The sequence below is a fragment of the Rhodospira trueperi genome (assembly GCF_900101965.1).
In the GTDB taxonomy this organism is placed as follows: domain Bacteria; phylum Pseudomonadota; class Alphaproteobacteria; order Rhodospirillales; family Rhodospirillaceae; genus Rhodospira; species Rhodospira trueperi.
In genome coordinates, this window is sequence record NZ_FNAP01000029.1 from 1 (window position 1) to 12421 (window position 12421).

The window sequence follows — 12421 nt, forward strand, 5'->3', positions numbered from 1 at the left end:
TCGCGCTCTTGGTTTTCAAATATAGCAGACCCCTTCTGGGGTCTGCTTGGCTGTGGCCACGCTGCGGCCGCTGATCGAGCGCATCAAGGCCGAGGCCCTGGCGGCCGACCGCCTGCACGCCGACGATACGCCGATCCGGGTGCTCGATCCGGGCCGGCGCACGGCAACCGGGGGCGAACCCGGGGTCAAGGAAGGGCGCATCTGGGCCTATGTCCACGATGACCGGCCCTGGGGTGGCACCGATCCGCCAGCGGTCGCGTACGTCTTCTCACCGGACCGGAAGGGCGAACATCCGCAACGGCATCTGGCCGGGTTCCGCGGCATCCTGCAGGCGGACGCCTATGCGGGGTTCCGCAAGCTGTACGAGGCCCGCGACGGCGCCGCTCCGCGCGTGCGTGAAGCCGCGTGCTGGGCCCATCTGCGGCGCGACTTCCACGACGTCTGGAAAGCCACGGACTCCCCCATCGCCCGGGAGGCGCTCGAACAGATCGGCGCGCTCTACGACATCGAGCGCCGCATCACCGGCCTGTCAGCGGAACAACGTCTTGCCGTCCGCCAGGCCGAGAGCCGCCCCAGGGTCGAGGCCTTCCACGCCTGGTGCGAGGCCCAGTTGCCGCGCATCCCCGGCAAGAGCGACCTCGCCAAGGCCATGCGCTACGCACTCGGGCGCTGGCCCGCGTTCACCCTGTTCCTCGAGAACGGCGAGCCCGCTTTCGCCCCCGCCTTGCGTCGTCTGTTGCGCTGGGCCGTCGCCATCGGACGACGGCGCGACAACCTGAAGGACAGCACGCTCCGCAGTTACCATGCCAAGGCCGAGCGGCAGCTCGACAAGGTGCTGGCCATTCCCGTGACGACCGAGGCCGGTCGGGCGCTGCTGGCCCAGACCAAGCGTTGGCGCGGGTCCTTCTTCACCTTCCTGCGCGACCGCGACGTGCCGCCCACCAACAACGGGTCCGAACGGGCGCTGCGCCCCAGCGTCATCTTCCGCAAGGTGACCAACGGCTTCCGCTCCGCCTGGAGTGCCCAGACCCATGCCCGAACCCGATCCGTCATCGGCACCGGCCGGCTCAACGACATCCCGGCCCATCAGGCCATCTCGCGCACCCTCGCCGGCCAAACCCTCGCCGCCGCCTGACCACCCCCCTGAGCAAGTACAAAGCGCCCGAGATAATATTTCGCGGACGGGCATCCTATCGGCAACCTGCCCCTGTTAGGCCATCCGGGTTCTGGTCTGGGTCGGCGGATGTGTCGCCCTGGGTGTGGCGGCGGGTCAGCCCGCATCAAGCATGCGCCGATGCCCCGGATCGGCGATCATGTCGGCCAGGGTGGCGGCATCCAGCACCGCCGTGTTGGCGCGGTGCGCCTCGGCGAACACGCGGCGGATCCGGCAGTCCTCCTCGCCGTCGCAATCCTCGCAGCGGCGATAGGCCATGCGGCTCAGGCAGGGCAGCGGCGCCAGCGGCCCGTCGATCAGCCGCAGAACCTCCCCCACCGTGATCAGGTCGGGCGACCGCAACAGCGCGTAGCCGCCGTTCTTGCCGCGCCGGCTGGACACCAGGCCGCGATGCTTCAGGTCGAGCAGGATCTGCTCCAGGAACTTGCGGGGAATCCGTTGCCCGTCGGCGATGTCCGAGATCGGCACGGACTGCCCCACGCCGGCCTCGGCCAGGACAAGCAGCGCGCGCAATGCATATTTGGCTTTCTGGGAAATCATGCGGGCGATCCGCTCTCGTGAAGGGCGTCCCCGGTCTTCGCCGTCCGGCGCCGGTGGGTCAAGTCGCATCGTGAGGGGCCGGGGCCGTCGCCAAGGTCGGGAAGCACATACAACATGATTGACAATCACTACCGACTTAATAGGAAATAGGGGTCCGGATCGTCAAGATGGGATCACTCGCGATGACCACCCCGATGCCCAGCCGCCGTCTGGCCGTGACCCTGATCGCCGGCCTGCTGATGATGCCAGGCGCGAGGGCGGACGACACCCTCCTGAACGTCTCCTACGACCCGACCCGGGAGTTCTACAAGGATTTCAATGCGGCATTCGTCGAGCACTGGACGGCCGAGGGCGGCGCCCCGGTCACCATCCGGATGTCCCATGGAGGGTCCGGCAAGCAGGCCCGATCGGTCATCGACGGCCTCGACGCCGACGTGGTCACGCTGGCCATCTCGGTCGATATCGACCGAATCGCCCAGGCCACCGGCAAGATCCCCGCCGACTGGCTGGACCGCCTGCCGGACGCCAGCGCGCCTTACACCTCCACCATCGTGTTCCTGGTGCGCAAGGGAAACCCCAAGGATATCAACGACTGGGACGACCTGCTGCGCGAGGATGTCCAGGTCGTGACGCCGAATCCCAAGACTTCGGGCGGCGCCCGCTGGAACTATCTCGCGGCCTGGATCTTCGCCGAGGACGCCTATCAGGGCGACGAAGCCCGGGTACGCGACTTCATGGCCCGCCTGTATCGCAACGTGCCGGTCCTGGACACGGGTGCGCGCGGGTCCACGATCACCTTCACCCAGCGCGGCATCGGGGACGTGCTGTTGGCGTGGGAGAACGAGGCCTTCCTGTCGCGCCAGAAGATGGGCGAGGACCAGTTTGATATCGTGGTCCCGAGCGTCAGCGTGCTCGCGGAACCACCGGTGACGGTGGTGACCGGCAACACCGAGCGCAAGGGCACCACGGCCCTGGCCACGACATATCTTGAGTATCTCTACTCGGAAACCGGACAAAGCCTAGCGGCGCGGCACTTCTACCGCCCGGCGCACCCCGACCTGGTCGACCCGGCCGAACTGGCCCGGTTCCCGCGGGTGACCCGTGTGCGTATCGCCGACCGCTTCGGAAGCTGGGCCGAGGCGCAGGCGACCCACTTCGCCGACGGCGGCGTGTTCGACCAGATCACCGCCGCGGGACGCTAGGACCATGCGCGCCGGTGTCGTCAAGCCGCGCTGGCGGATCCGCAAGCCGAGCGTCCTTCCCGGTTTCGGCCTGACGCTCGGCTTCACCCTGACCTATCTGACCCTGATCGTGTTCATCCCGCTGTCGGGTCTGGCTTGGCATTCGGCGGATCTGGGATGGGACGCGTTCTGGAGCCTCGCGCTGGCACCGCGCACGGTCCAGGCCCTGAGGATCAGTTTCGGCGCGGCGTTGGTCGCGGCGGTCGTCAACGCCGTGTTCGGCGCCGCGGTCGCCTGGGTGCTGGTGCGCTACCGCTTCCCAGGACGGCGCCTCCTGGACGCCGCCGTCGACCTGCCCTTCGCGCTGCCGACGGCGGTCGCGGGCATTTCCCTGGCGGCGCTGTACGCGCCCAACGGCTGGATCGGCCAGCCGCTGGCCGACCTGGGCGTGAGGATCGCCTACACCCCGGCGGGCATCATCGTCGCCTTGGTCTTCGTCGGCCTGCCGTTCGTCGTACGCACCGTCCAGCCCGTGTTGCAGGACCTGGACCGCGAGGTGGAAGAGGCCGCCGCCACCCTGGGCGCCGGCCGGGCGCGCACCGTGCGGTCGGTGATCCTGCCGGCGCTGGCCCCTGCACTGCTGACCGGGTTCACCCTGGCCTTCGCGCGGGGTGTGGGGGAGTACGGCTCGGTGATCTTCATCGCCGGCAACATTCCCTTCGTCTCGGAGATCGCGCCGTTGCTGATCGTCATCCGGCTGGAGGAATTCAACACCGCCGCCGCCACCGCCATCGGCGCGGTGATGCTGATGCTCTCGTTCGCATTGCTCCTGGTGATCAACATGATCCAGGGATGGAACCGCGCGAGGTTTGGCCATGGCTAGGGGCACGCGAGATTGGCGTCGCTCGCCCGTTGGCGAACCGGCGCTGGCGCGCGGCGTGTTGATCGGTGTGGTGCTGCTCTTCCTGGCGCTGTTCCTGCTGCTGCCGCTGGTGGCTGTGTTCGCCGAGGCGTTCCGACTGGGACCAGCCGCCTGGATCGCCGCCGTGACCGAGCCGGATGCCCTGGCCGCGTTGCGTCTGACGCTGCTGGTGGCGGTGATCGCCGTGCCGCTCAACCTGGTGTTCGGCGTGGCGGCGGCCTGGGCCATTGCCAAGTTCGAGTTCCGGGGCAAGGCGGTGCTGATCACCCTGATCGACCTGCCGTTCTCGGTGTCTCCGGTGATTTCGGGGTTGGTCTACGTGCTACTGTTCGGTGGCGGTGGCCTGCTCGGCCCCTGGCTGAAGGGGCACGGCATCGAGATCCTGTTCGCCGTGCCGGGGATCGTGCTGGCGACCCTGTTCGTCACCCTGCCGTTCGTGGCGCGCGAGTTGATCCCCCTGATGCAGGACCAGGGCACCGCCGACGAGGAAGCCGCCCTCAGCCTGGGCGCCAGCGGCTGGCATACGTTCCGTACGGTGACGCTGCCCAACATCCGCTGGGGGCTGCTGTACGGGGTGCTGCTGTGCAACGCCCGCGCCATGGGGGAATTCGGGGCCGTCTCGGTGGTCTCCGGCCACATTCGCGGCCTGACCAACACCGTGCCGCTGCACGTCGAGATCCTCTACAACGAGTACAACTTCCCGGCCGCCTTCGCCGTGGCCTCGCTGCTGGCCGTGCTCGCGCTCGTGACCCTGGTGCTGAAGACCGCGCTGGAGGCGCGCCTGGGTCACGGCACACCGTCGCGTGCCGGGCCTTAAGGAGCGCGCGACCGCATGGAAATCCAGGTCCACGACATCCGCAAGGGCTTCGACGGCCATGCCGCCGCCCTTAACGGGCTTTCCCTGACCGTCGCCTCGGGTGAACTCATGGCCCTGCTGGGGCCGTCCGGGTCGGGCAAGACGACCCTGCTTCGGGTCATCGCCGGGCTGGAGGTGCCCGACGGCGGCCGCATCCTGTTCGACGGCGCCGATGCGTCCCACCGCTCGGTGCAAGACCGCAACGTCGGCTTCGTCTTCCAGCACTACGCCCTGTTCCGGCACATGACGGTGGCCCAGAACGTCGGCTTCGGCCTGTCGGCGCGGCCCCGGTCGCGGCGCCCGAGCCGGCGCGAGATCCGCCGCCGCGCCGAGGAATTGCTGGCCCTGGTCCAGCTTCAGGGGCTGGAGCACCGCTACCCCGCCCAGTTGTCGGGCGGCCAGCGCCAGCGCGTCGCCCTGGCGCGCGCCCTGGCGGTGGAACCCACCGTGCTTCTGCTCGATGAGCCGTTCGGCGCCCTGGACGCCAAGGTGCGCAAGGACCTGCGGCGCTGGCTACGCGACCTGCACGACCGCACCGGCCACACCACCGTGTTCGTCACCCACGACCAGGAGGAGGCGCTGGAGCTGTCCGACCGCGTTGCCATCATCAACGCCGGCCGCGTCGAACAGGTGGGCAGCCCGCCGGAAGTCTACCTCCGCCCGGCCAGCGCCTTCGTGTTCGGATTCATGGGCGCCTCGAACGGCCTACCGGTCGAGGTGCGCGGCGGCGCCGCGTTCCTTAACGGATGCCCCCGGCCGGTGGCCGATGGCATCCGTGTCGCCGACGGCCCCCACATGGTGTATGCGCGTCCCCACGACGTCGTCCTGGCTCCCGACGACGAGACGGGCACCGGGCTGCGGGGCATCGCTGAAGCGGTCCGGGTCGCCCCCGGCCTTGTGCGGGTCGATATGGCGGTGCCGGGGTTGGACAAACGGCTGGAACTGGACATTCCCATGTCCGACGCGCATTGGATGTCCGTGCGCCCCGGCCAGCCGATTCATGTGCGGCTGACGCACTGCCACGTGTTCGGGCCCTGAACCGCCGGCCGAATCGGCGCGCCCACCCTCCAGAGTCCGTCTCCGGTTCCCGTCATGACCCACGATCAGATCCTTATCATCGGTCTTCTGCTGGCGACCCTGGTCGCTCTGGCCCTGCACCGCTGGCGTCACGACGTGGTGGCGGTGGCCGCCCTGCTCGCCGGCGTCGCGTTGGGGCTCGTGCCGATGGACGGCGCCTTCTCCGGGCTGTCCAACCCGGCCGTCGTGACCGTCGCCGCCATCCTCGTGCTGGGGCGCACGCTGGTGGCGGCTGGCGCGCTGGACCGCTTCGCCGACCGGGTGGGTCGCCTGCGCGTGGGACCGGGCGGTGTGGTGGCGGTGCTGTGCGGTACGGCGGCGGCGGCCTCGACCCTGATGAACAACGTCGGAGCGCTGGCCATGATGATGCCGGTGGCGCTGGCGGTGGCGGCGCGGCGCGGCCTGTCCCCGTCCATTGTCCTGATGCCGGTGTCCTTCGCCGCGTTGTTGGGGGGCATGACCACACTGATCGGCACGCCACCCAACATGATGGTCGCCCAGGTGCGTGCCGAGACGGTGGGCGCGCCGTTCTCCGTTCTGGCCTTCGCGTCCGTGGCGGTCCCGGTGGCGCTGGTCGGGGTCGCCTGGCTGTCGCTGGTCGGGTGGCGGCTGGTGCCCCGCCGGAGCCCCGTGCCCGACCGCCCCCCCTTCGAGGTGGGCCGCTACCAGTGTGAGCTTGTCGTGGCGCCGGGCGCGCTGGTCGGCCGGGGCCTGCGCGCCGTCGAGACCGACGCCGGCCTGACGATCCACGGCGTGTTGCGGGAGGGCGCCTGGGTCTTCGCGCGGCGCGAGTCCATCCGGCTGCAAGCCGGGGACGTTCTCTGTGCCGAGGCGGACCTCGCCGCCATCGAGCGTCTGGCCGGCGAGGGTCTGGTGTCGCTGGGACAGCCGTGGCAGGCAACCGACGACACGGGGGTCATCATGGAAGCCGTCGTGCCGCCCGGGTCCATCGTGCTGGGGAGCGCCCTGGCCAGCCTGGACGCTTCGGACCGCTGGGGAATCACCGTGGTGGCGGTGGCCCGCAACGGACGCCGCTACGAGGGGCGACTGGAGGATCTGACTCTGGCGGTGGGCGACGTCGTGCTGTTGCATGGGGCCCGTCCGCAGGTGGTGCAGGCTATCGACGATCTGGCCTGCCTGCCGCTGGAGGCCCGTGGGATCGCCCTGGAGCGTCGCCGCCCGCGTCTGACGCTGGGACTTTTCGGGCTGGGGCTGGCGGCCGCCGCCAGTGGCATGGTGCCGGCGGAAATTGCCTTTACCGGGGCGGTCCTGGCCATGGTGCTGGCGGGCGTTCTGCCGGTGCGGGACGTCTACCGCCGCGTGGACTGGTCGGTGATCGTGCTTTTGGCGGCTCTGGTGCCGTTGAGTGACGCGCTCTCCGACACCGGGGCCGCCCACTCGGTGGCCGACACCGTGCTGGGTCTCGCCCACGACGCGGGGCCGACGGTCCTGCTGGCGATGACCTTCATTTTCACGGCCCTGGTCACGCCGGTGCTGAACAATGTGGCCACGGTGCTGGTCCTGGCGCCGGTCGTGGTCAGCCTGTCGGCTCAGGCCGGATTGCCGGTCGATCCGTTCCTGATCGCGGTGGCCATCGGCGCCTCGGCCGACTTCCTCACCCCCTTCGGCCACCACAACAACACGATCATCATGGGGCCGGGCGGCTACCGGTTCGGCGACTACTGGCGGCCCGGCCTGCCGCTGCTGGTGCTGACGGGACTGGTCGCGGTGCCGCTGCTCGCGCGGATGCTGCCGCTGGGAGCCCCCTGAACAACCGGTGCGCCGGGTCTCTACTAAAGGCACCCGTGGTGCGCCACGATTCGGTACCGTCCGCCGATCATCAGGACCTCGCCTTCGCTGCGCAGCACCCGGTCGCGCAACAACCCGGGGAACAGCACGATCTTGGCGGTGGGCATGTCGGTTTCGAAAACCCAGTCTCCGAACGCCTCCGCCTGGGTTGGGGCACGGTTTTGTGAGACAGGGCGCTGCGCTACCTTAGGGTTCCCCAGGAGGTAGAGAGCATGACCGACAAGACCGATCTCGATCCCCGCGCGCCGGAGGCTTCGGCCCCGACGCGGGCCACCTTGAGGGTGCCGTCGCCGCCCGGCTGCCGGCGTTTCGAGTGTCGGCGCAGCGCCTGAACGACGCCCTCATGGCGCCGGTGCCGGCCGCTGAGAGACCCAACCCCTCCGCTGGCCTTGACCAAGGACGCAATTCGCGGCTACCGTTGTATAGGTAAACACCATAACGTCATGCGATGTCGTTTCCCAAGGGCCATCCGGATCGTTCCAGATTGGGAATCGCGACATTTCCGCGTGCGACGAGGCACGGCCATGAAGATCGCCTTTGCAACACAGAACCTGACGCACATCGACGCGCACTTCGGATGGGCGCAGCATTTCCTGATCTATGAGGTCTCGGCCGAGGGGCACACGTACCTACGGACGGTCCGGTTCAAAGGGCCCCTGCGCGCGGATGGCGATGACCGCAAGCTACCGCCCAAGTTCAAGGCTCTCCGGGGCTGCGCCCTGGTGTTCGCCAGCGACATCGGCGAATCCGCCCATGCGCGTCTCAGTCGGCAGGGCGTTCGCCCCATCGTGCGGTGCGCGGGGTGGAGCATTGCCAATGCGTTAGAGGATTTGATCCACAACCTCCGGGCACGGCCATCGCGCTGGCTGCGCCACGCGGAACAGCGCCATCGTCTGCTCCGGTCGGCCCGACGTGTGCGCCGCCTTGGATTCGACCACATTGAGCGGGCAGGCGAGATCCTGCATCGGCTCGCGGAGAGTTGGGGCGCGGGCAAGAAGGGCCGGACCCGGACTTCCCCGACCGGCCCGGTCGCCCGAGAAGCATAGCCCAGCAACACTGCGATTACACAGGAGACACCCATCCATGCCCCGTCCGCCCGCCATCATCCGGGTCCTCGCGGCCGTCGCGCCGCTGCTCCTGATCGCCGCCGTCCCGGCACACGCCGCCGAGATTCTCGTCTATGCCGGCGCCGGCCTGCGCCCGGCCATCGACACCCTCGCGGATCGCTTCGAGGCCGAGACCGGCACCACGGTGATCCGCGAATACGCCGGCTCCGGCCAGTTGGTCACGCGCTTCAGCGCCTCCCGCCGGGGCGACGTCCTGGTCCCCGGGTCCCTCGTGTTCTTCGATGCCCTCCTTGACGCCGGCGACGTGGATACGCCCCGGCCCATCGTCGCCCACACGCCGGTCGTCGGTGTGGCAAAGGCCAAGGCCGGGGAGGTCACCACCTTCGCCGACCTCGCCAAGCCGGGCCTCCGCGTCGGTTTGGGCGACCCGAAAGCCATGGCGCTCGGGCGCACCGCCGAGACCATCCTGGATGCCTCCGGCATGGGGGGCGCCATCCGCGCCAACACCGTGCTGCGGGCGGGCACGGTTAAGCAGCTTGCGCTCTACGTGATCCAGGGCGATGTGGACGCGGCCATCATCGGTCGCACCGACGCCGTGCTGAACCCGGACACCATCGTGATGCGCGCGATCCCGGCGGACTGGTACACGCCGGAGATCGTCGCCGCCGGGGTGCTGTCCACCAGCGAAGACCCCGAGTTGGCGGGCCAATTCGCGGATTTTCTGGCCTCTTCGGACGGAATTGCCGCCTTTGAAGCCTTGGGGTTCCTGCCGGTGCCCGATGCGGCGGACTAAGGCGTCCGTCAATCACACCCCGGCGCGGGGGGGTGCATGATCCCGCTGGCGGTGATCTGCGCCGTCCCCCTCGTGGTCATCGCCGTGACCGTTCTGGGCGCGGTGGTCGCGCTGGCGACCCATCTCGACGCCGCGGATCTGGCGGCGGTGATGGCGAACGAAGAGACTCTGTTCGCCATCGGTCTCAGCCTGCGCACATCCCTGGTGTCCTTGGCCTTGGCCTTGGTGTTGGGCATTCCGGCGGCGCATCTGTTGGCCCGCCACCGCTTCCCCGGCAAGGCCGTGCTGGAAACACTGTTGGACCTGCCGCTGGTGACGCCGCCGCTGGTGGCCGGGGTGGGGTTGCTGTTCCTGCTGGGGCGGCAGTCGCCGGTGGGCGGTGGGCTGGCGGCGCTGGGCATCGACCTGTTGTTCTCTCCGGCCGGGATCATCCTGGCCCAGACCTACGTGGCCGCCTCCATCGTTGTGCGCACGGCCCGCACCGCCTTCCAGGAGGTCGAGCCCGCCTATGCATACATGGCCTGGACCCTGGGCCTGTCACCCGGCTGGGCGTTCCTTCTGGTCGAGGTCCCGATGGCCGCGCGCGGGCTGGCCACGGCCGCCGTGCTGGGCTGGGCGCGGGCACTGGGCGAGTTCGGCGCCACCCTGATGCTGGCCGGCGCCACCCGCATGCGGACCGAGACCCTGCCGATGGCCGTGTACCTGAACATCGCCAGCGGCGAGACCGGACTGGCCGTGGCCTGCGCTCTGATCCTGCTGGCCATCGCGTTCGCGCTGCTGCTGGTCGTCCAGGCCCTGTCGGCGACCCGACCGGGACCCCGCGCGGCATGACGGCGGTTCTCCTCGAGAATGTGTCCTGTCGAGTGCTGGCCAGCCTGTCCCTGACCGTGGCCGACAGGGAGGCGGTCGCCATCCTCGGACCGTCGGGGGCCGGCAAGAGCACGCTCCTGAAGGTCGTGGCCGGCCTGTTACCCCACGCCGGCGAGGTCTTCCTTGACGGACAGCCCGCGCGCGCGCGCGCGCCACACGGGCGGCAGCTAGGCTACCTCAGCCAGGACCTGCACCTGTTCCCGCACCTGACCGTGGCCGGAAACGTGCGCCTCGCGCTGCTGTTTGGGTTCGACGGCCCCGAACGGCGCCGGGACCGCGTGGACGAAGCCCTCCACCTGGCCCGGGCGGACCACTTGGCGGCGCGCCGACCGGCCACCCTGTCCGGCGGGGAGCGCCAGCGGGCCGCGCTGGCGCGCTGTCTGGCCCGCCGACCGCGTCTGCTGCTCCTGGACGAACCCTTCTCCAGCCTGGACGCCGACACCAAACGACTCCTGTGGGCGGACGTGACCGAGGTGCGCCGGCGGGTCGGCATGACGGCTCTGATCGTCACTCACGATCCCGAGGAGGCCGCCGCCCTGGCCGACCGTGTGCTGGTCCTGCGCGACGGCCGCCTGACGTCGGATGGACCGTGGCAAGGAAACGGCGTGCCGCCTGACCTGCGACGGTCCGGTTCGATAGGACCAGAATGAGATCGCCCCGGACGAGTCATCCCTTGCCTGCGTCCAAGCACCGCCAACGGGCGGGTTACGCACGGTCACGATTTTCCAGATCGAATAATTACAAACGAAAACAACACAACGACCAGCCGTCTACTTCGTTCTCGGACTTCATTACATAGCGCCCGCTATAGAGTTAAAATATACAACGAAGATGGGTGTAATTTCATGTTGACGGACTGTTGAATGCGGCCTACTCAAAATTGTCGCCAGCTCTCACATGAGCTGGCCTGTCTTCGACGCATAAGGAGCCCTCTCATGAAGATCAGCGCCCGCAATGCCCTCAAGGGGACCGTGACCGACATCGCCAAGGGCCAGATCGTGGCCAAGGTGAAGGTGGACGTGGGCGGCCAGACCGTCTGCTCCATCGTCTCCGTGGAAGCGGTCGAGGATCTCGACCTCAAGGTCGGCGACGAGATCTCGGCCATCGTCAAGGCCACCGAGGTCATGCTCGCGAAATAAGGAGCTTCGGCCGGGCCCCTGCCCAAGCGACGGGGACCGGCTGCCCACGCAGGCACTGCCGCAAAAAGAGATCCCCGTGCCCTGATGACCGCTGATATCGGCACGGGGATCTCGATTGGCCCGGAGAGTATTCTGTCCCATCGTGGTGACTCCAAACGCTGGACCGTTGACCCTTCGGTCCGCAACGGTGCGGTTTGTCGCTCGTAGCCTCACGAAACATTGGGGACGCCGTGAGCGTAGAACCAGGGGCGAGACTTGGACGGAGCCGTGATTCCATCGTTGCTCAAGACGGCCCGCCACCCCCGTGAGCTGTCAACGCCCTGAGAATGATACCAACGGCATTTGACAATGACCGTTGAAGTCCGTGGCCGGCCCACTCCCCCACCCGGCCACCCCCGCCTCATTTTCTTTGGGCCAGTATCCTATGGGTGGCCGGGTGGGGGAGCGGGCCGGCGCCGCCCGGCAGATGAGTCAAACTCATCTGCCGCTGGTATGAGATCAATCCTGCACCCTTGGTTCGCAGATCAATAATCGTGATGGAGAGCGCCGAGCCCGGTCGGTCTCGCGGCTGTCGTTGGGAACGAAGCGAACCCGCGCGTCCAGGGTCAGGGTGCGTGTCGTGCCCGGCCCGTCCCGCGTCTTGCGCGGCTTTTTCTGACGCGGCGGGCGGTTGCGTTTCTGCCCGCGCGACGGCGGAACGCTGGAGTTGTCCGGGGTTTTCGGCGGCCCGCCGCCCAGACGCGCCTCCAACTCCTCAATGCGCTGGAGCAGCGCGAGGATCAGCGCGTCCTTCTCTTCCGAAGTCATTTGGGACAGATCGGGCCGAGTCATGGATATGTTGACTCATATCCCGGCCCCCGAATCAAGATATTGTTGGCCGATCGGGGGTACCCCCCACGGCAACGGGCTCAGGTTAACGGCCGAGGGCTGATTTCAGTGGCGAACGGGATTCGAGGGTGATTCAACAGGCGTCTGCCCCCCAGAACCGGAGCC

14 protein-coding genes and 1 pseudogene are annotated in these 12421 nt (G+C 68.6%); 12 read left to right on the forward strand and 3 right to left on the reverse strand.

Annotation, left to right across the window (positions count from 1 at the left end; all coding sequences use genetic code 11):
• Positions 1-49: 49 nt before the first annotated feature.
• Together tnpC and BLS85_RS19555 are read left to right on the forward strand one after the other, a co-directional pair.
• Positions 50-766 (forward strand): annotated as a pseudogene (gene tnpC / locus BLS85_RS17960) (IS66 family transposase); the annotation flags it as partial.
• A gap of 9 nt (positions 767-775) precedes the next feature.
• Positions 776-1135 carry an IS66 family transposase gene (locus BLS85_RS19555; protein ID WP_245699287.1) on the forward strand — a complete coding sequence of 120 codons (360 nt, stop codon included), beginning with the start codon at positions 776-778 and terminating at the stop codon, positions 1133-1135.
• A gap of 135 nt (positions 1136-1270) precedes the next feature.
• Here BLS85_RS19555 and BLS85_RS17965 read toward each other — a convergent pair whose 3' ends face one another.
• Positions 1271-1714: an RrF2 family transcriptional regulator gene (locus BLS85_RS17965; protein ID WP_092788113.1), complete on the reverse strand. Its 444-nt coding sequence runs from the start codon at positions 1712-1714 to the stop codon at positions 1271-1273.
• 182 nt (positions 1715-1896) lie between these two features.
• On the opposite strand from BLS85_RS17965, the gene BLS85_RS17970 reads away from it, so the two are divergent.
• From BLS85_RS17970 to BLS85_RS17990, 5 genes are read left to right on the forward strand one after another with little or no spacing between them, the layout of a single operon-like run.
• A complete protein-coding gene (locus BLS85_RS17970; protein WP_092788114.1) occupies positions 1897-2916 on the forward strand; it encodes a sulfate ABC transporter substrate-binding protein in 1020 nt (339 codons plus the stop codon).
• Positions 2917-2920: 4 nt separating this feature from the next.
• A complete protein-coding gene (cysT, locus tag BLS85_RS17975; RefSeq protein ID WP_092788115.1) occupies positions 2921-3778 on the forward strand; it encodes a sulfate ABC transporter permease subunit CysT in 858 nt (285 codons plus the stop codon).
• Complete coding sequence (gene cysW, locus BLS85_RS17980) at positions 3771-4634, forward strand: sulfate ABC transporter permease subunit CysW (RefSeq protein ID WP_092788116.1); 864 nt, start codon at positions 3771-3773, stop codon at positions 4632-4634. The genes cysT and cysW overlap by 8 nt, the downstream gene beginning before the upstream one ends.
• A gap of 15 nt (positions 4635-4649) precedes the next feature.
• Positions 4650-5711, forward strand: a complete 1062-nt coding sequence (locus BLS85_RS17985; protein ID WP_092788117.1) for a sulfate/molybdate ABC transporter ATP-binding protein — start codon at positions 4650-4652, stop codon at positions 5709-5711.
• Positions 5712-5765: 54 nt separating this feature from the next.
• The gene (locus tag BLS85_RS17990) at positions 5766-7520 is read left to right on the forward strand and encodes an SLC13 family permease (protein WP_092788118.1); all 1755 of its coding nucleotides are present in this window, start codon (positions 5766-5768) and stop codon (positions 7518-7520) included.
• Positions 7521-7543: 23 nt separating this feature from the next.
• Here the strand turns inward: BLS85_RS17990 and BLS85_RS19680 are convergent, their stop codons facing one another.
• On the reverse strand, positions 7544-7795 hold the full coding sequence (locus BLS85_RS19680; protein ID WP_092788119.1) for an NAD(+)--dinitrogen-reductase ADP-D-ribosyltransferase: 252 nt from the start codon (positions 7793-7795) through the stop codon (positions 7544-7546).
• Positions 7796-8083: 288 nt separating this feature from the next.
• Here BLS85_RS19680 and BLS85_RS18000 point away from each other — a divergent pair, with 288 nt between their 5' ends.
• From BLS85_RS18000 to BLS85_RS18020, 5 genes are all read left to right on the forward strand, one after another.
• On the forward strand, positions 8084-8605 hold the full coding sequence (locus BLS85_RS18000) for a NifB/NifX family molybdenum-iron cluster-binding protein (RefSeq protein ID WP_176793904.1): 522 nt from the start codon (positions 8084-8086) through the stop codon (positions 8603-8605).
• A gap of 37 nt (positions 8606-8642) precedes the next feature.
• On the forward strand, positions 8643-9419 hold the full coding sequence (gene modA, locus BLS85_RS18005; RefSeq protein WP_092788121.1) for a molybdate ABC transporter substrate-binding protein: 777 nt from the start codon (positions 8643-8645) through the stop codon (positions 9417-9419).
• A gap of 36 nt (positions 9420-9455) precedes the next feature.
• On the forward strand, positions 9456-10250 hold the full coding sequence (locus tag BLS85_RS18010) for an ABC transporter permease (RefSeq protein ID WP_092788122.1): 795 nt from the start codon (positions 9456-9458) through the stop codon (positions 10248-10250).
• On the forward strand, positions 10247-10939 hold the full coding sequence (locus tag BLS85_RS18015; protein WP_092788123.1) for an ABC transporter ATP-binding protein: 693 nt from the start codon (positions 10247-10249) through the stop codon (positions 10937-10939). The genes BLS85_RS18010 and BLS85_RS18015 overlap by 4 nt, the downstream gene beginning before the upstream one ends.
• Before the next feature lie 285 nt (positions 10940-11224).
• On the forward strand, positions 11225-11428 hold the full coding sequence (locus BLS85_RS18020) for a TOBE domain-containing protein (protein WP_092788124.1): 204 nt from the start codon (positions 11225-11227) through the stop codon (positions 11426-11428).
• Between the two features lie 498 nt (positions 11429-11926).
• Here BLS85_RS18020 and BLS85_RS18025 read toward each other — a convergent pair whose 3' ends face one another.
• Complete coding sequence (locus BLS85_RS18025) at positions 11927-12259, reverse strand: DUF6444 domain-containing protein (RefSeq protein ID WP_092788125.1); 333 nt, start codon at positions 12257-12259, stop codon at positions 11927-11929.
• Positions 12260-12421: the final 162 nt, after the last annotated feature.